Source organism: Micromonospora sp. NBRC 110038 (assembly GCF_020884815.1).
Classification (GTDB): domain Bacteria; phylum Actinomycetota; class Actinomycetes; order Mycobacteriales; family Micromonosporaceae; genus Micromonospora; species Micromonospora haikouensis.
The window spans coordinates 25,896-44,492 of the sequence record NZ_BBOL01000006.1 but is presented as its reverse complement, the minus strand read 5'-3'; the positions used below and the strand labels follow the sequence as shown (position 1 = coordinate 44,492).

General features: G+C 72.1%; 12 protein-coding genes and 1 tRNA gene. 2 read left to right on the top strand and 11 right to left on the bottom strand.

The annotated features are described in order from the left end of the window. The gene (locus tag LPU61_RS21445) at nt 1-273 is read left to right on the top strand and encodes a DUF2610 domain-containing protein (protein ID WP_229405874.1); all 273 of its coding nucleotides are present in this window, start codon (nt 1-3) and stop codon (nt 271-273) included. On the opposite strand, the gene LPU61_RS21440 is transcribed toward LPU61_RS21445, so the two are convergent. From LPU61_RS21440 to LPU61_RS21430, 3 genes are all read right to left on the bottom strand, one after another. Next, nucleotides 262-4,377, bottom strand: a complete 4,116-nt coding sequence (locus tag LPU61_RS21440; RefSeq protein ID WP_229405873.1) for a hypothetical protein — start codon at nt 4,375-4,377, stop codon at nt 262-264. The genes LPU61_RS21445 and LPU61_RS21440 overlap by 12 nt on opposite strands. 300 nt (nt 4,378-4,677) lie before the next feature. Further along, the gene (locus LPU61_RS21435; protein ID WP_229405872.1) at nt 4,678-5,265 is read right to left on the bottom strand and encodes a hypothetical protein; all 588 of its coding nucleotides are present in this window, start codon (nt 5,263-5,265) and stop codon (nt 4,678-4,680) included. Between the two features lie 350 nt (nt 5,266-5,615). Next, on the bottom strand, nt 5,616-5,876 hold the full coding sequence (locus tag LPU61_RS21430) for a hypothetical protein (RefSeq protein ID WP_229405871.1): 261 nt from the start codon (nt 5,874-5,876) through the stop codon (nt 5,616-5,618). A gap of 820 nt (nt 5,877-6,696) precedes the next feature. Here LPU61_RS21430 and LPU61_RS21425 point away from each other — a divergent pair. Next, complete coding sequence (locus tag LPU61_RS21425) at nt 6,697-8,802, top strand: UvrD-helicase domain-containing protein (protein WP_229405870.1); 2,106 nt, start codon at nt 6,697-6,699, stop codon at nt 8,800-8,802. A 508-nt stretch (nt 8,803-9,310) separates the two neighbouring features. Here the strand turns inward: LPU61_RS21425 and LPU61_RS21415 are convergent. From LPU61_RS21415 to cmk, 8 genes are all read right to left on the bottom strand, one after another. Continuing rightward, entirely contained in the window at nt 9,311-10,009 is a 699-nt protein-coding gene (locus tag LPU61_RS21415; protein ID WP_229405869.1) for a hypothetical protein, read from the bottom strand. Nucleotides 10,010-10,258: 249 nt separating this feature from the next. Then, entirely contained in the window at nt 10,259-12,997 is a 2,739-nt protein-coding gene (locus LPU61_RS21410; protein ID WP_229405868.1) for a M14 family zinc carboxypeptidase, read from the bottom strand. A 152-nt stretch (nt 12,998-13,149) separates the two neighbouring features. Continuing rightward, nucleotides 13,150-13,563 carry a hypothetical protein gene (locus LPU61_RS21405; RefSeq protein WP_229405867.1) on the bottom strand — a complete coding sequence of 138 codons (414 nt, stop codon included), beginning with the start codon at nt 13,561-13,563 and terminating at the stop codon, nt 13,150-13,152. Further along, nucleotides 13,560-14,324, bottom strand: a complete 765-nt coding sequence (locus LPU61_RS21400) for a hypothetical protein (protein ID WP_229405866.1) — start codon at nt 14,322-14,324, stop codon at nt 13,560-13,562. Before LPU61_RS21400 ends, LPU61_RS21405 begins: the two co-directional genes overlap by 4 nt. A gap of 417 nt (nt 14,325-14,741) precedes the next feature. Next, a complete protein-coding gene (locus LPU61_RS21395) occupies nt 14,742-15,383 on the bottom strand; it encodes a site-specific integrase (protein ID WP_229405865.1) in 642 nt (213 codons plus the stop codon). Nucleotides 15,384-15,601: 218 nt separating this feature from the next. Beyond that, a tRNA-Pro gene (locus LPU61_RS21390) sits at nt 15,602-15,675 on the bottom strand. 747 nt (nt 15,676-16,422) lie between these two features. Then, nucleotides 16,423-17,826, bottom strand: a complete 1,404-nt coding sequence (der, locus tag LPU61_RS21385) for a ribosome biogenesis GTPase Der (RefSeq protein WP_043968105.1) — start codon at nt 17,824-17,826, stop codon at nt 16,423-16,425. Beyond that, nucleotides 17,823-18,503 carry a (d)CMP kinase gene (gene cmk, locus LPU61_RS21380; RefSeq protein WP_229405864.1) on the bottom strand — a complete coding sequence of 227 codons (681 nt, stop codon included), beginning with the start codon at nt 18,501-18,503 and terminating at the stop codon, nt 17,823-17,825. The genes der and cmk overlap by 4 nt, the downstream gene beginning before the upstream one ends. Nucleotides 18,504-18,597 lie beyond the last annotated feature (94 nt).

Here is an 18,597-nt window from a genome sequence, read left to right as displayed (position 1 = left end):
GTGCGGCGACTGATGGTGCCGTGCACGTTCGACACCGGCGAGACGGCGATGTTCCCGTTTGTCGTCGGGCAGCCCTGCGCCGACAGCCACCCGCTGGAACAGCAGCTGGCGTGGCTCGCCAGGGAGCGGGGTGGCCAGGCACCCCAGGAGGTCGTCGACTCGCTCGCCCAGGTCCACCGGCTCGCGGTGGAGCAGTCCACGAAGTTGGAGGACCTGGTCGCCTACGCCATGCGGGAGGCGGCGGTCGTCTCCGCCGCCGACTCACCGCCGTAGCGAGGCGAGCAAGGCATCGAGCGCCTCGGGCACCGCGACACCGTGCTCGTGTGCCGCGGCCGCCACGGAATCGATCACGATGGACAGCCCGCCGGTCACCGAGGCGTCGACGCGTCCGTCGAGAGCGGACATCTGGCGACCCACCGTGACCCGCCGCGGCGTCACCCGGTCCGGGATGACGAGTTCGACCGCGTGCCCGCCGCCGAGCGGCACGACCAGCCGGGCGACCGGGATCTCTGGCCCGACGACGCTGCCGCCGCGCAACTGCGCGGCGGTGTCGCCCAGCGCCTCGGCGACGGTGCCGGCGTCACGGAGACCGTCGTCGAAGACCTGCGGGGAAACGGCCACGGTGGACGGGTCGGGCCGGTCGAGCGCGTCGGCGATCGCCAACCGGGCTTCGCCGGCGAGCAGGTCGCGGGATGCCAGCACCCGGATCAGGCGGGCAGCCAGGACCGCGATCGTCGGTGACGGGCCGGTGGCGGCGGTGACCAGCGCGGCGACCGCGTCCGCGGGGATCCGGTCGAGCGCGGCGACCGCGTCCGCCAACCCGTCCTCCAGCGCCTGCGCCCCGGCGACGGCCGTCAGGACTCCGGTCATGGTCGCCGCGTCGGGTTCCAGCAGGACGAGCAGGCTCACCGCCTGCTCGGCCAGGGCAACGCTGCCGCCGGTGAGCCCGTCGCGGATCCGCCCGGTCAGCCCCTCCCGGTCGCCGATCGCCTGTCGTACCAGGTCGGGGGCCTGCTGGCCCAGCACGGCGAGGGAGGCCAGCGCCGACACGAGATCCGGGGTTTCCGGGGCCGGTACGGTGCCGGCGAGCACCGCCGGATCGGTGCGGTCCACGGCCGTGGTGGCCAGGTCGGTCAGGACGCCGGCCAGCCGCAGGCTCCGATCGGCGTCGCGGGTGACGAGCCGTGCCGTTTCGGGAAGCCACCGCTGGTGGGCCGCGAACGCCGTGGTGCTGGCCGCGACGACGAGGGCCCGGACCGCGAGTTCGTCGTCGGGCAGGGATGCGACGTCGGCGCCGGCGTGCGCCAGAGCCGCCAGGATGCCCGCAGCCAGCGGGCTCGCCCCGGACAGGGCCGAGTTCAGCCGCTGGGAGAGCACCTGGACGGCCCGGGACTGCTCGTCGGGTCCGAGCCCGCCGCCGGCGAGCAGATGCCCGAGGCCCGTGGCGGCACCCGCGGCGCGCCGGTCGGTGAGGTCCGCGCCATCGGCCTCGGTGCAGAGCGCGGCCACCACCGAGGCGTCGCCGGGCGCACACCGGCCGAGAAGTGCCATCGCCGAGCCCGCCACGGCCGGGTCCTCGTCGGCTGCCAGGTGGATCGCCACGGAGGCCAGGTCGCGTACCCACTCCGGCGACACCCCGCAGCGCCGGGGCTCCTCGGCGACGACGTGCAGCGCGTCCAGCAGGGCCCACCGCTCGCCGGCGGTGAGCGAAGCGGCCAGCGCGACCAGCGCGTCCACGGGAAAGTCCCGGAACCGGCGCAGCCCGCGCAGCACCGTGATCCGTGCCTCCGGCTGCTCGGACAGCTCTCTTAGCGCGTCGTGCAGAACCGACGGGGCGTCGTGGCCGACGTTGCGCAGCATGATCTGCAGGCCGGCGGCCACCGCGGGGCGCGTCTCGGCGGTGAGCGCCCGGGCGAGCGCGGCGACAGCGACGGCTCCGGCCGCGCCGGCCAGCGCCCACGGGCCCGACCGTCGGCCGGCATGAACCGGCCCGGTCGCCTGCGCCAACCGCCGGCGGACCACGGAGTCGGGATGGGCGAACAACCGGGCGGCGGCCGCCGCCGTCCCCGTGTCTACCTCGCCCCACTCGACGCTGATCAGGGTGGCCAGATCGGCCACCTCCGTCGTGGCGTCGGCGCGCCACCGGCGGACCGCCGGTTCGCGTACGTACGACCGGGACAGCGCCAGGACCGCGGCGACGGTGTCGGCCTCTCCGCTGGCCAGCAGCCGATCGAGAACCGCGACGGCCGTCGGGCCGAGGGCGAGCAGTTCCGTCGTGCCGCGCCGGGTCAGGGCGGCCAGCGCGGCAGCCCGCGTTCCCGGCGTCAGCAGGGCCAGCCAGGCGGCATCACCGTGCAGGGTGGTCGCCGACCCGGACCGGTCCAGCTCCCGCAGGCCGTCGACACACACCGCCGCGGCGCTGACGATGCTCCATCGCAGCGGCAGCCGGTTGTGCGGATTCTCCGTCCACCCCCGTGGGGGACGGTGGTCACGTTCGACGCTCAGCAGCGGCTCGGCGAGGCGCTGCTCGGCGCGCGCCCGCAGCTGCGGTGCCGTCAGTCTGTCGAGGGCGGCGGCCCGCACCGCCGCCTGGTCGTCGTCGAGCGGGGCGGGCAGCCGGGACAGCAGATCGGCAGCCTCCTCCGGCGGCACCTGGCCCAGGTGCGCCACCGCGCAGGTCAGGATGTCCTCACCGGTGAGGCGGGCGAGCCGGACCGCGGCGAGTGCCCGCTCGGTGGGCGAGACGAGCTGCGGCACCAGCGACGTGAGGGCGGTGACGACCGCGGCGGCTTCGTCGGTCACGCCGAGGTCGAGGGCCAGCTCCCACATCCGTATGCGGTCGTGGACGTCGCCGATCTCCGCCGCGTCGGCCAGCAGCCGGCCCGCGGTGATCCGCTGCCCGGTGTACTGCGCCAGCCGGAGCCGGACCCTCGCCCTCGCGTAGCTGTCGACGACGCGGCCGGCCAGGTACTCGACGGACCGCAGGACCGCCGACGGTGACACCGGCTGCCCCTCGCCCGCCGGGTGCAGGCGCAGCCGGTGGAGGGTGCGGGTCGCACTGACCGGATCGAGATCCAGATCCTGCAGCGCGAGGCAGGCCGCCTCGGCCACGAACTGGGCCTCCGTCAGCTCGCCGGCCAGCCGGTCGATGATCCAGCAGCGGAGGAACGCAAGCGACGGGTGCAGTGACCGCACAGCCGTCAGCGTCTCCGCCAGCGGATGCCCCGCACGGGGCGCGAAGGGATCCAACGGCCAGCGGACGCCTGCGCCCCCAGCACCGCCGGCCCGGAAGGCGATCGTCGCGATCAGCGCCGCCAAACCCTGCCCCTGCGCCTCGACCAACCCGGCGCCGGCGCTGTCGAGGTAGACGGCCATGTTGTACGTCAGGTCCTCGGAGTGGCCGTTGACGTTCTCGACGAGCGCGACCGGGAGATGCCCGTCCATCAGCCCGGTCCAGGCGTTACGCCGCCCGCTCACCGCGGTCAACGCCCGTACGACGGCACTGTCCAGCGCATGCTGGCGGGCACCCGGTAGCCGAAGCGCGTCGAACGCGCCGGCCACCGGCCCCGGGGTCAGCCGGCGTGCCGCGTCACCGAGCACCAGCAGCGCGCGTCCCAGCCGCCACCGCACCCGCCGAATCACGGCGTCGTCGTCGACCATCCGTGGCCACGACGCGGGCTGTCGCCCGAGCAGCGCCCACGCGACCAGCGCGTCCCCGCGCAGGCTGGCGTCCTGGCCGGTGTCCGACGCAAGCTCGATCAGGGTGTCGCCCACCAGGGCCAGGTCGGTGCCGTCGCGCAACCAGGCCAGGAGCCGGGAGGTCAGCGGCGAGTCGGCGACGATCGCGGCGGGGTCGATCCGCGCATCGTCCACGCCCGGATCCGACCCGTCGGCCCCGGCGGTCAGCAGGTCGAGGACGACAGCTGCCTGTGCCCGCCGCGAACTGCCCATGGCCTCGTCCTCGAAGTCCGCCGTCAGGCGCAGCCGCAGGGTCTCGTGTCGGCGCGCCTCGGGAAGCGGGACACCGCCGTAGAGGACCAGCACGACGCGGCTCCATGCCGGCTCGGCCATGATCCGGGCGGCGACGTCCGGATCCGCGGCCAGCGCCGCACGCAGGGGCAGCACCGACGGCGGCAGGAACGGCGACACCCGGAGGACGGGTGGCGTCCGCGCCCGCTCGACGCGGGCGTTCCCCAGCAGTTGGCGCACCCCGTGCATGCCCCCTTCCAGGAGCCGACCGGCCACGGCCTCGACGACCTGCCGCGCGGAACCCCGCCGGCCGGTCAGCATCCGGTCCTGCCAGTCCCGGGAGGCTCGGTACAGCGTCCGGGTCCCGTGCCAGTGGTTGTCCTCGGAATCCAGCTCCTGTGCCGTCACGAGATCGATGGCGGCAGGCTGGGAACTCGATGTCACGGCGACAAACTCCTGAGGGGCCTCGCGGTGAGCTGCGCATGCCAGCCGAACGCTACCGCCTCGGCGGCAGGGAGATCCAGCGTCACGCTCCGGGTACGCCCGGCGACCCCGTGCGTGGTGGCCCCCTCGCAGCCGCACACGCCGGTGGCTCAGTGGTCGCCTCGTTCCTGCAGTCGATCAGCCTGATCGCCAGCCCCACAGGTCGGCCTCCCGGTGCAGCCCGGTCCTGTGGTCGAACGGACAGCCGTCGTCGGGCCGATGGTTCTATCCTGCCGAGTGCTCAGTCTGTGAGCGGATCTGCCTGAATTTCTCCCCTGGGTCGTCCGCTCCAGTGAGGCCACCGAAATGGATCATGCCGAGGGTCTGTGCGGATGCCCAGACGCAGACATCGATGCGGAGATCCTTGCTCCGGCCGACGCCGCACCGTGCCTTCCCTCCGAGCGGACCGGACGGGACCGGCTCTACATCGTCGACAGCCGTCAGCCCGGCGAACACCGCGTCCAACACGGCATCCGGAGCGGTGACGGTTCCCGACACCCCGCTGAGGAGGATGAACCGATCGTCATCGCGATAGACCCCGAGTTCAGGAGAGTAGTGCTCCTTGGCTGCCACATAGGCGGTGCCTACTGCACTGGTCGGCTCTCCCCGGACAAACCCCTTGAAGAAACCCATGTTCTTCTCGGCCAGCCCGATCAGTCGTCGATCGACTGACTCGTTCCAGCGCCCGAGCAGTCTCTCCGGCTTGTCGAGGCGCATCGCCGCAGTTCCGAGGCTGGGCGAGGGCTGGGTCGAGGTCCGCGACTCGACGGTGTCCGCAGAGCGCGAACACCCGACTGTGCTCAGCACGGCCACCACGACGAGGATGCCGAGTCTCGCGGTGTGTCGTACGCCGTCGATCGACGGTCTTCCCATCATGTGTGCCGATCTCCGAAGCAGTTGTCGGCGCAGAGTATCGCAAGCCTCCCGCCGCTCGTCGGTGCGGCACCGGGTCGATCCGCTGGACGACCACGCCCGCCGAAACCAGACCTGGCCGCGTGCACGACAGCATGGGCGCTTCCGGCTGGGCCGTCACCACCCCGGTCGAGGAGCCCGCCGTCGGCCGGAACTGCCACCGGGCGGGGCGTGAGGCTCCGCGACGGAGTCGAGGTGGGCCTTCTGCCGAACTGCAGCATCGTTGGATGCCGATCGGGTGGGAACAATCCTCACCAGAGGTGCACTAGCGTGGCCACCGCCACGAGCAGGAACGTCGGCGACGTGGCGGCGGTGCCGAGCACCACGGCCGACCTGATCCGGTCTCCCGCCAGGAGACTCCAGAGCCAGAACAGCCCAGCCAGCAGGGTACCGAGGAACACCGACGCGCTGTAGACGCCGAGGATCACCATGTCCTCCCACGGCGAGTTGCCGTACGACGGCCCCCGCAGCGACGACTGCCGGTCCAGGACGGCGAGATAGGCGGCAATCACCAGGCCGTGCCAGCAGAGTAGAACCAGATGCGCGACTACGCGGTTCGCGACCGTCCGGTTCTCGGACGGCGTCACCCAGCCTCGTCCGGCGATGCCACGCTCGCCGCCATCCGGCTCGTCGCCGCGCCCGGCGTTCGACCAGGACCCGGGTCGAAGGGTCGCAGCTGTGGCAGTTCTCCTGCCGGCGGCCCGACCCCGCCTGCGGCGAGCCGCCACCCGAGGACCGGTCGACCGTACGCACCGACGAACCACCGCCACCGCTCCCGCCCCGACCTCCGCCGCTCTTGGTCGCTGCGGCGCGGGCCGAGGAGCCGCCACCGGCCTTCACCGCGCTGCCGCCAGGCATCCGGCTGCCCAGGCTCGGCAGCCGGCCGGCGGCGCCGCCGAGCGCCCGGGTCCCGAACGCTCCCCCGAGTCGCCCGAGACCAGCGGACGCGGCACCGTCGAGACCACCCTCGATCATCGTGCCGGCCAGGCCGCTCCAGGAGAACTCCTCCGCGACGTAACTCCTACTCGCACTCCACCAGTGCTCGGGCACGCTCATGGGCCCTTCCTTTGCTGTCGCCGGCAATAGCGATTGGACGGCTCAATCTTCGACAGATGATTCACGTTATAGATAGATCGATCGAGTGGCTACAACGGCCGCTCGATCGGGGTAGCCGTTCGGTGCTCCCACCATTGTCGAGGCCACAACCAGGCGCCAATCGCAAGGCAGTGAGACTCTTGTCTCCGCCGGTAGTGAGCATGGGCGGTCCAGGAAAACTGCCCCTATGCTGGCCGCGAAATACCTACGATCCGATGCCAATACGAGGATTCGCGAATGCGCCGGATTTCTGCTCTGGACAACGGCACGGCGTCCGCCGCGATCGCCGAGGAACAGGAGTTTCTCGACCAGGCCACGGCCCGGCGCGACAAGCTTGCCGACCACCTGCTGGCCGGGCTCTCGGTGAAGGCTCTGGACGCGCTGGAGCAGGCGCGGCTGCGCTTGCTCCGCCAGCAGTACGAGGATCTGCGCCGAGCAACCGAAGGGCTGGTCTTCGGCCGCCTAGACGGGCTGGACGGCACCGTGCGGCACATCGGCCGGGTCGGCCTCCGCGACGACGAGGGCAGCGAGGACGACGAGCCACTGCTGGTGGACTGGCGCGCCCCGGCGGCGCGGCCGTTCTACACCGCGACCGCCGTCGACCCGCAAGGTCAGGCCCGGCGCCGGCACATCCGTACGACGGGATCGGCCGTCGTCGGCGTGGACGACGAGCCGCTCGACGGGGCCATCACGACGGATCTCGTCGGCGAGGGCGCCCTCCTGGCGGCCCTGGACCAGCGGCGCACCGGCCGCATGTCCACGGCGATCTCCACGCTGCAACGCGAGCAGGACGACATCATCCGGGCCGAGGCGAGCGGCCCGCTGATCGTGCAGGGCGGTCCCGGCACCGGCAAGACCGTGGTGGCCCTGCACCGCGTCGCCTACCTGCTCTTCGCCCACCCGACGATGGCCGAGCAGGCGGTCCTGGTCCTCGGCCCCTCCCCGCGGTTCCTGGAATACATCGGCCAGGTGCTGCCCGCGCTCGGTGAGACAGCTGTCGTCCCGGCGACCTGCGACACCCTGCTGCCCGGGATCAGCGTGGGCCGCGACGAGAGCCGGGCGCTCGCCGAGATCAAGGGCCGCGCCCTCTGGCAGCCCGCGCTCGAGGACTATGTCGCGTCGCTACTGCCCCGGGCCCGCGACCTCAAGCTGCGCTGGGAGGGCGAGTTCTACGTCATTCCCGCCGCGACGGTGGCACAGGCGCTCGGCGCGGTGCGCAGACGGCCGTACCATCCGGCTCGCCGGGTCTTCGCCGAGCAGCTGCACCGCATCCTGGCCGATGCCGTCGTCGAGCAGCGTGAGGCGCTGATGAACGAGATGGAGGAGGGCTTCGAGGACATCCTGGCCCGCGTCGACCGGAGCATGCACTACGACCCCGATGCCGCCGCCGGCAGCGACGTCGACGGCCTGTTCTCCGATGAGGAGGTGGATGACCTTCGCCGGCGCATCGCGGAGAACGCGGCCATCGCCCGGTTCGTCGAGGCCTGGTGGCCCACCCTGGACGCCGAGACCCTGCTGCGCGACCTCCTGGCCGACGGTGACCTGGTGGCCCGGTTCGCCCCGCGGCTGTCCGCGGCGGAGATCGCCGCCGTCGTGGCCGAGCCCGCGCCGTGGGCGTCGAGCGACATCCCCCTGCTCGACGCTGTCGCCGACCTGCTCGGCGACAGCGACGCCCCGCAGCAAGAGGGCGAGTTCGTCGCCGACCGCGCCCGCCGGCAGCGCGGCTGGGTGTACGGCCACGTCGCCGTCGACGAGGCGCAGGAGCTGTCCGAGATGCAATGGCACATGGTCGTGCGGCGGTGTCCCAGCCGCTCCATCACTGCGGTCGGCGACATCGACCAGGCGGAGGCGGCGCACCGGCACACCAGCTGGGCCCAGGCGGTACAGGCCGTTCTCGGCGACCGCTGGACCCCCGCGGAGCTCACCATCTGCTACCGGACGCCACGCGAGGTCATGGAGCTCACCGCACCGGTCCTGCGGCGAGCCGGCAGCCACAATGCGCCGCCCCGGGCCGTACGCGCCTCCGGCATCTCGCCCTGGGAGCGCATGGTGACGCCCGCCGAGCTCAGCGACGCGGTCGCCGAAGCCGTGCGCGAGTTGCGCGAGCGATGGCACGGTGGCACGGTCGGCGTCATCGCGCCGGTCGGTCGCATCGCCGAACTGCAGGCCGCGGTGGGTGACGACGGGCCGGTGCTGTCCGCGGCCCAGTCCAAGGGCCTCGAATGGGACGCGACCCTCCTCGTCGACCCCGACGGCATCACCGCCGAACCACGCGGCTGGAACGGCCTCTACGTGGCACTCACCCGCTGCACCCAGGAACTCGGCCAGCTGGTGCTTGCGTAGCCACGCTGCTTCTCAGAGCCCAGCTACCAAGCAGGAAAGTTCTTCGACAAGCTCCTGACCGTCCCCGGCTGGGAATCGATGCCACTCACCCAGGCCGCCCAGACGGTCCAAGTCTCGGCCTACCCCGACGCGTACGCCAAGTGGACCGACGACGCGACGATCCTTGTGGACCAGTTGACCAGCGCCCTTACCGACTGCCCACCGACGCGCTCAACATCCTCCCGGCTCGGTTCGCCCATTTTGACGACACCCCACCCGGGTAGCGGCCCACCAGACGGCCCGGGTACGGCACTGCGCCTGGGCACCCGGAGTCAGGCTCAGAAGTGGTTCAGACTTTCTGCACATTCTCAAGGCGGCCCGGTCGGGCCGCTCGTGCCGGTCGACAGGGACGCGCGGCCGGAGGCGTTCCGCTGTCGCTGCACACCCCGGCCGCGCCGGATGGGCCCCGTCGATGGACACGACCAGGAGGCGCGCGCGTGGGGGCCGGGGTCGAGACTGGTAAGACCGCCTATTCAACCGTCGCCAGTTCGTCGTGAAAACACCGTCGGATGGTCATGGCTCTCACTGTCCGTGGTTGCCCGGGGCGTAGCTGGACCAGGTGGTGCCGGCCTCGGTGGCGAGACGGGCGGTGGTGGCATGGTGGTAGCCGAGCGCCGTCGCGACGGGCATGTCGAGGACGTGCTGGCGGATCGCGGCGGCGCGGCCGGCGGTGGTCGGGACGCCGAGGGAGTGGACCAGCGCGGCGGGGGTGTTGGGGTGCAGTGGCTGACACCACCGCACGGACCAGGTCGTCGAGCCGGTAGCGGGCGTAGACGTCGAGGGTCGCCGGGTGGGCCAGCTCCCGCCAGGTCGGGTCGTCGGCGGCCAGCCGCAGCAGCACGTCCCACGGGCGGGCGGGAGGTGGGTCGACGTCGGCCTCCACCCCGGCGATCGGGAACCCCAGTCGGGCGTACATCGCGGCGACCTGCGGGGTCGAACAGGCGACCACGGTGTCCGCCGGGGTCAGCTCCAGACCGGCGGTGGCCGCCACGTTCTTCAGGGTCACCTCGGCGCACCGGTCGGTCTCGGCGGTGTCGAAGACCGGCACCACCACCGAGCGCAGCCCGGCCAGCACGCTGAACCGTTCGATCACCGCCTCCCGCCGGTGGTAGGGGACCGGGTTGCGGCGGGTGTTCTCGTGGTTGGCCGAGGTGACCGCCCAGACCACCGTCTCCTCGTCGCCGGAGGTGGCGGTCGGCCCGCCGTCGGGGGTGGCGTGGTCGCCGTCCGGCGCGTCGTGGTGACCGGCGGTGGCGAGCCGGTGCAGATAGTCGGCCTGGAACCGGGTCAGCAGGTGATGTCAGCCGGGAAACAGCAGGTAGCGGGGCATGCACCGTTCCTAGCCGACGCGGCCCGCCCGGCTCCGCGCGGGGTGGGTGGGGGCGGCACCCGCAGGTGCCGCCCCCACCCGCCGGTGTCAGCCCACCACGGAGCGCAGCGGGATCTGTTCGGCCCGCAGGGTCCGCACCAGGTCACCCAGGAACGGGTGCTCGTCGATCTGGAGACCCTCCGGGTTCGGGATCACCAGGTACGCCGAGCCGTGTGCCACCGAGACCCGCGCGGTGTCGGTGTACCGGTCGACGACCGCCTCGGTGCGGGCCAGGTCGCCGGCCGCCACCTGGATGGTGAACGGCCGCCACTCGCCGCCGAGGTTCTCGGCGACCGGGGTGGCCGCCGCGGCGGCGCGGTCCGGGTCGACCCGGACCGGCGAGGCGGTCCGGGCCGCCGTGCCGCTGCTCGGGTACAGCAGCGCGTTGGCCACCAGGTGCAGGCCACTCTCGTTGTACGCCCGGAACAGCGGGTTGAACGCGAACAGCACCGCCCGACCGGCGCCGGTCGGCTCGTCCACCACCGCGACCGTGCCCTTGAGCGCGTCACCCTGCACCGTGTAACCGTTGGCCCAGAAGGTGTCCCCGCTCGGGTAGCGCAGCACGTTGCGGCCGGTGCTGCTCGGGGTGAGGATCGGGTCGTTGTTGTTGAACTCGAAGTCCTCCGCCGGCCGGCCCAGCCCGACCGGGCTGTCGGCGTCCACGTCGACCCGCAGGTGCGAGCCGATCACCGTGTAGCCGGTCGGCTTCGGCTTCTCGGTGGTCGAGGTGAGACCGGCGGCGCGGGCCATCCGGGTGCCCTCGTTGCGCAGGCCCAGGTAGGTGTGGCCCTGGGCGATCCAGTTGCGCAGGTTGGCCTGCCCGGTCGCGGTCAGCCCACCTGTCGCGTTGCTGCCGTCCGGCACCAGCAGCACCGTCCGGCCGGTGAAGGCGGGGGTGTTGTCGTTGATGTCGGCGGTGGTGACCGGGGTGAGGTCCAGGCCCCACCGCTTACCCAGCACGTACCGGGCCTCGCCGTGCGAGCCGGAGGTGGTGGAGATGCCGGTGCCCTGGAACAGGCCGACGTCCGGCCGGCTGATCGGGGTGCCGACGGCCGCCGTGGTGTACGGGGTGAGGGTCACCCCCAACTTCTTGGCCGTGGTGTTCAGCTCCGGCGTCAACGCGCCGGCCGGCATCCCCACCTGGCCGTTGTCGAGGTCCCGGACCAGGTTCACGCCCCGGCCCAGCAGGGTGAAGGTGAACTCGGCCGCGGCGGCGGAGTCCAGCTCGTAGGTGTAGGAGCCCTTCAACGGCGGCGCGGCCAGGATCTTGCCGCCACCGGTGTTCTGGATCTTGTCGATCAGCTCCGCGTTGGGCTTGACGTCCGCGCCGGTGTAGACGGCGTTCACGCCCATCAGCAGCGGGTTGCTCCACGACGACACGTCGTAGAAGTACGGGAACGGCGTGTACGGGTCCTCACCCATGATCGCCTGGATCCAGTGCTTCTGCGGCTGGTTCATCGGGATCCAGTACGACCCGACCGGCACGGTCAGGTTGGTCGCCGACCGGCCACCGAAGAGCTTCGCGGTGGGCAGCTTGACGGCCTTGCGGACCTGGTAGACCTCCACGTCCATCCGGCGCAGCCGCTCGACGAGCTGGCGGGCGTCGGCGAGCTGCCGGTCGGGCAGGAGGAAGTACGACCGGATGGTCTGGTTCGGCACCGGGAACTGGACGGTGTTGGTCGGCTGGACCACCTCGTTGGGCTCCAGCGTGCCGGCCCGCCCCTGGGCGAGGGCGTCCTTCCAGACCTTGAACCAGCCGTTGAGCACCTCCTGCTTGTGCGTCGCCGCCCAACCCAGCGTCGACCACTGGGTGTGGAACTGCTGCTGCACCCGGTCGGCCACCGCCGACGAACTGCCCTTCTCGAAGGTCATGCCGGCGGCACCGAAGCCGGCGGCCGGTACCGTGTCGCCGTACCCCATGAAGAACAGGTCGTAGGTGGAGTAGTTGAAGTAGCACTCGGTGGTCACCGCGCCGCCGCACGCGCCGTTGTAGCCGAAGCCGGCCTTGTTGGCCTCACCGATCCGGTTGATCCAGTCGACCGCCTCGCCGGCGATCTCGTGGTGGATCGGGTCGGCGTTGGGCGGAAAGAAGTACTGCCTGCCGCCCATCTCGTGCGCGTCGATGAAGACCTGCGGCGGATACCTGCGCATCAGTTCGAGCTTGCCGTCGGTCTCCTGCTGGGTCCGGGCGAACCAGTCCCGGTTCATGTCGAAGCCGTACTCGTTCTGCCGGCGGCTGGCGTCGCGGCCGTCCGGGTTCTGCGTCGGCACGATGATCGTGATCAGGTTGTCGTTGCGCTGCTGGACCTCGCAGGAGAGCCCGGCGGCCAGCTCGTACAGCGTCTTGAGGGCGGCGTCGGTGCCGCTCTTCTCGCCGCCGTGCACGTTGGCGGTGACCCAGACGATCGCCGGCGCCGCCTCGGCGATCTCCCCGGCCCGCTGCTGGTTGACCACCCGGGGGTCGCGCAGCGAGCGGACGTCCTCGGCGATGCCCTTGAGCACGGCCGGCCGCACGTTGCGCTCGTTCGACACGATCGCGTACGGCAGCGGCTGGCCGAGCACGCTGGTGCCCATCACGCCGGTGACGACCCGCTTGGAGGCGGTGTCCACGGCGTCGAGGTAGCCCCGCACCTCCTCGTTGGTGACGACCCGTTCCTGGCCGGTGCCGAGCGGGAAGCCGAGGTAGCTCTCCGGGCTGGGCACCGAGGCCAACCGGTCGGTGGGATCGGTACTACAGGTTGTCGGGGGCGCGGCGGCGGCCGAGGGGCCGACCACCAGAGGGGTCATTCCGGCCAGTAGTACGATTGCGGTGGCGCTCGCCAGCCGTTTACGGGAATGCAATGTGGAGCGGAGTGGGGCAGTTCGCATGGGTGTCCCGTTTCCCTTCCCGGGAAATGAATCAAGGGTGCCCGGAGCGTATGACCTGCGCTTTCGGGTGGTCAAGATTCACAACCGGCGGCCGGTACACGATCCGTCAACTGCCCCACACCCGGCCTAATGTGGGCGTTTGGTGACGAGTTTGCGCGTCCACCGTGGACCCGGCTTCCCGGTGCCGGCGGTCCCGGCCCACCGACGGCGGGCCGGGACCGGTCGGTCAACGCACCCGGACGAACACCGGGTTGGAGTAAACCCCACAGATCGCTCCACGGGCTCTCCAGCCCGTCGGCCAGCGGCTCGGCCTCGTCGGTGCTGGTGCCACGTACCCGCAGGTAGCTGTCGGCCCCGACGTCGCGCAGGGTGTGCCGGATGACGTACTGGGCACCCTGCTGCCGCCAGTCGCGCGGACCGAAGCGGGCCACCACGGCGGTGGTCGGGTTGGTGTCGGCGTCCCGGTCGGCGCTCGGGCCGGTCACCCGGCCGACATCAGGTCCACCCGGCGGACCTGCGGCCGGTCCCCGTTGGCGTTCGTGCCGGCCGGCGGCCGGAACCTGATCTCGACGTCCACGTCGGTGCGGTCACGGCGGCTGACGGTGATGATCTCGCCCGCCCCGGCCGCGCGCCCCTGGCCGCTGGCGGTGACGTCGAGCCGGGTGATCAGGTCACCGGTGGTGACGAAGATCCGCCCGTGCCGCAGCCCGTCCATGATGTCGTGATACTCCTGGCGGGCCAGCACGTAGGTCTTGCTGTACTCACCCGGCCAGAAGTCGCTGCCGCCCCGGGTCCAGTGCACGTGCGAGTCGGAGATCGCGGTGATCCACCAGCGCCGCCCCTCGCCGAGCAGCGCGTCCCACAGCCCGCCGACCCGGGCGGTCGCCTGGTCGTAGCCGCCGTAGGTGGGGTGGTTGCCGTAACCGCCCCGCGCGCTGCCGTTGAGCGGGCCCGCCTGGTGGCCCGGGGCGCACTCGAAACCGACGTACACGTCCGGGGCCGCATCGTTGCCGTTGCGGAACTCGTGCGGGAGATCCTGCCCGTACACCCCGAGCTCGGTCGCCGAGCGGGAGGTGTGGTGGGTGATCACCAGCGGCTTGTGCGGCATGTTCCGGGTCACCCGGAGGAACTCCACCATCTTGGCCTCGGTGTCGCGGCCCGGGTCCGCCGGGAACGGGTCCCGCTTGGCGAACCGGCTCTCCAGCTCGAAGAGCTGATTCGCCTCGTCGGCGTGCCGGGGAATCACCAGGGCATGAGCAGGTCTGGATCCGGGAACGCCCGAACGTCGGCGGCGCGACCCCGAGTCGGCGAGATCGGTCGGGACAAGAGCGTCGGCCGACGCCTGCGGGTCGGGGACGTCGACGAGAGCCACGTGTGGGCCCACGTCTCGTACTCCAGCGGCCCAGCCGCCGACCGGCACGGTCGACTCGGATCAGACTCGCCAGTTGGCCACGCCGCTTCGTCCTTGAGCGCGTGCAGGCCTCCGGGGTTGGAAGATCCGTACAGGAATTAGCGCTAAGGATGATCTTGTGGGCGGGGTAGCGGATTCATCGCCCGATGGGTGACCAGTCGGCAGATGCCGGATGTGCGGGCGTTCTGGCTAGCCAGTTGGCGACACCCGGGCAGCCGGCACCGGCGCGCGGCGGTACGCGGGTAGGTCCGCTCAGCTGCGTCGGGGTGGGGTGATGTCGAGTAGTTCGGTGACCTCGGCGACGGCTTCCCCGCCGGGCTTGACGTGGCGCATGGCGGTGCGGGGGTTGCGCCACCGCCCCTTGGCCATGATCAGTTGGAGGCCGACGTTGGCTTCGCCGAGGTGGGTGGCGGCCGAGTGGCGCAGCTGGTGAAGATCCCACCCTGGCCGACCCTCGCCGGGTGAGGTGTAGCGGTCCAGCAGGATCCGGGCCCGGTCGTAGCCCAGTCGGGCCCGGCCGGTGTGCGGGCACAGGTCTTTGGCCTGGGGGCGGCGGGCCGGGCCCGGGCGGCGCTCGGAGAGGAACACCGGGCCGCGGTCGCGACCGCGAATGAGCCGGGGCAGCAGGTGCGCCGTACCGCTGGCCCAGTACACGTACTCGGTGGCGCCACCCTTGGCGGTGATCCGGGCGCGGCGGGCGTCCACTTCCAGGTTCTCGATGTTCAGTGCGAGGATCTCGTTCGCGCGGGCAGCGGTCTCGTAGAGCATCCGCCACAGAGTCTTCTTCCGTAGCGGGATGTCCCGGCGGGTCAGCAGCCGCTCGATGGCGGCGCGGTCTACGGCGCGGGTTTCGTCGCGCTGCTCGGGCTGGCGCTCGACGCCGGCGGGCAGCATCGGCGCCGGGTACCCGTTGCGGGCACACCAGGCGAGGAACGAGCCGACTGCGGCGCGGCGCTGGTTCCAGGTCGACGCTGCGGCGGTGCCCCACAGCCGGGTGAGGGTCTGGCCGAGCTCATCACCGGTGATCTCGCGCAGCGGCCGGTTCGGGCCAGAATGAATCAGAGGCCGTTGGCCAGGGCATATGCCCCGGTCGACGGCCTCTCTACGTGCTGTCGGGACGGCCGGATTCGAACCGACGACCCCTTGACCCCCAGTCAAGTGCGCTACCAAGCTGCGCCACGTCCCGATGCTCCCGCGAGGCACTTGCTCCCTGCGACAGCCGGTACAGCTTAACGCACGATCTTCCGCACGCACGCATCGGCCCCGCCCTCGATTGCCGACCCACACCCGCCAGGGCATCCTAGGAGGATAGGGGGAAGCTTCTCCGAAGGGCGGTGGTCGGATCTCGGGCCCCACGCGCCCGTGGGGCGTGTCAGATTGGCCGGGCGGGCACCACTCGCTGGGCCTGACCATGCCAGGCCGCCCATGCTTCCCGCCTGGGCCCCGGCGCTCCGCCGCCCGCCGCGCCTCCACCACCCGCCGCGCATTCTCGCCCGCCACGTCACGGCCCTTCTGAACGTGGACAGTTGCCGTTCATCCGCGACATCCGCGACGACAACTGTCCACGATCACATCGGCAGGGGTTTGGCGGCACCGGCGGGAGCAGGGGCGTTCGGGGTGCGGGGTGTCCTGGCCGAGCATGCCCGGGGGACGTAGGGACGCAAGCCCGGCCCCGGCTCGAAGGACAGGCAGGACCGCGCCGGCCCGGGATTAGGACGCGAACGGCACGTTGAGCCAGCTGAAGACGCAGACGGCACAGCAGCCGGACGTAGACGTAGACGGCACGCCACGCCAGACAAAGGCACAGACGGGCACACCAAGGCACCGGGCAGACGCCCGGCCCCGCTACGCGGGGCCGGGCGTACCCGGCGGCAGGTGGATCAGCGAAAACGGCAAGCAGGCAGGGCCGAGGGGAACAGGGGGCGGTGCGCCGTCAGCCGTGCGCCTTGCCCCGACCGCCCGGACCGAGCTTCTTGCGCGGGCGTACCGAGATCTCCACCGGGCTGCCCTCGAAGCCGAACTCCTCGCGGAGCTTGCGCTCGACGAACCGCTGGTAGCCGGCGTCCAGTGGCGCGGTGGTGAAGAGCACGAACCGCGGCGGGGCGACCCCCGCCTGGGTGGCGAAGAGGATCTTCGGCGCCCGGCCGCCGCGCACCGGGTGCGGGGTGGCCTGCACCAGGGCGGTCAGCCAGGAATTGAGCTGCGCCGTGGGCACCCGGGTCTCCCAGCTCGCCAGGGCCTTCCGCAGCGACGGGGCGAGCTTGTCGACCGCCCGGCCGGTCTTGGCCGACAGGTTGATCCGCAGCGCCCAGGGGATGCGGCGCAGCTCGCGCTCGATCTCCTTGTCCAGGTAGTACCGGCGGTCGCCGTCGACGAGGTCCCACTTGTTGAAGGCGATGACCAGGGCCCGACCGGCCTCGGTGACCATGGACAGGATCCGCTGGTCCTGCTCGCTGATCGGCTCGCTGGAGTCGAGCAGCACCACGGCCACCTCGGCGGCCTCGATCGCCCCCGCGGTGCGCAGGCTGGCGTAGTACTCGGTGCCGCTGGCCTTGCCGACCCGCTTGCGCAGCCCGGCGGTGTCGACCAGTTGCCAGGTCTCCCCGCCGATCTCGACGAGGCTGTCCACCGGGTCGACGGTGGTGCCGGCGACGGAGTCCACGACCGCCCGCTCCTCGCCGGAGAACCGGTTGAGCAGGCTGGACTTGCCGACGTTGGGCCGGCCGACGAGGGCCACCCGGCGCGGGCCGCGAGGGCGGTTCTCCACGATCGTCGGGGCCTCCGGCAGCGCCTGGAGGATCCTGTCGAGCAGGTCGCCGGAGCCCCGGCCGTGCAGTGCCGAGACCGGGTGCGGCTCGCCGAGGCCGAGCGACCACAGCGAGGTCGACTCCATCTCGATGGTGGTGTTGTCGGCCTTGTTGGCCACCAGGATGACCGGCTTGGCGCTACGCCGCAGCATCTTGACGGCGGCCTCGTCCACGTCGGTGGAGCCGACCATGGCGTCGACCACGAACAGCACCACGTCGGCGGTGGCGACGGCGATCTCGGCCTGCGCGGCGATCGCCGCGGCGCGGTCCTTAGCGTCCGGCTCCCAGCCGCCCGTGTCGACGACCGTGAACGCCCGGCCGGACCACTGGGCGTCGTAGGGGACCCGGTCCCGGGTCACCCCGGGGATGTCCTCGACGACCGCCTGACGCCGGCCGATGATGCGGTTGACCAGGGTGGACTTGCCGACGTTGGGACGGCCGACGACGGCCACCACCGGCACCGGCCCGGTCGGCTCCTCGGTGTCCGCGTCCGGCTCGCGCAGCTCCACCCAGCCCTCGTCTGTGGTCACGCCACGCCCCGCTCGGTCAGCAGCGCGCGCAGCCGGTCGACGACCTGGTCGATGCCCAGCTCCGTGGTGTCCAGCACCACCGCGTCGGCGGCCTGCTGCAACGGGTCGGCCTTGCGGGTCGAGTCGAGCCGGTCGCGACGGGCCAGGTCGGCGGCGGTGGCGGCCACGTCGGTGGCGTCCTCCGCGCTGCGCCGCTGGGCGCGCGCGGCCTCGGAGGCGGTCAGGTAGACCTTCAGGTCCGCGTCGGGGGCGACGACCGAACCGATGTCGCGGCCCTCGACGACGATCCGGCCGGCCTTCGCGATCAGCTCCCGCTGCCGGGCCACCAGCAGGGCCCGCACCGACGGTACGGCGGCCACGGCGGAGACCGCGCCCGTGACCTCGGGGCCCCGGATCTCGGCGTCGACGGTCACGCCGTCGGCGGTCACGGCGTACCCCTGGGGGTCGGTGCCGATGCGCAGGTCGACCTCGGCGGCGACCTTGCCCACCGACTCGGCGTCGGTCAGGTCGACCCCGGAGCGCAGCACGGCCCAGGTGATCGCCCGGTACATCGCACCGGTGTCCAGGTAGCGGGCCCCGAGGCTCACGGCGAGCCGCCGGGAAACGGTGGACTTACCCGAACCGGACGGCCCGTCCACAGCGACCACGCAGCGCCCGGCCCGTACGTTTTCCTCCACCGTGATCCTCCTCAGCCCGTGCCTCGCGGGGCCCGGCGGCCCGTCGCGAGCGGTTTGTCGTCGTCGTCAATCATGCCCGCGGCCCGTCGAGGGG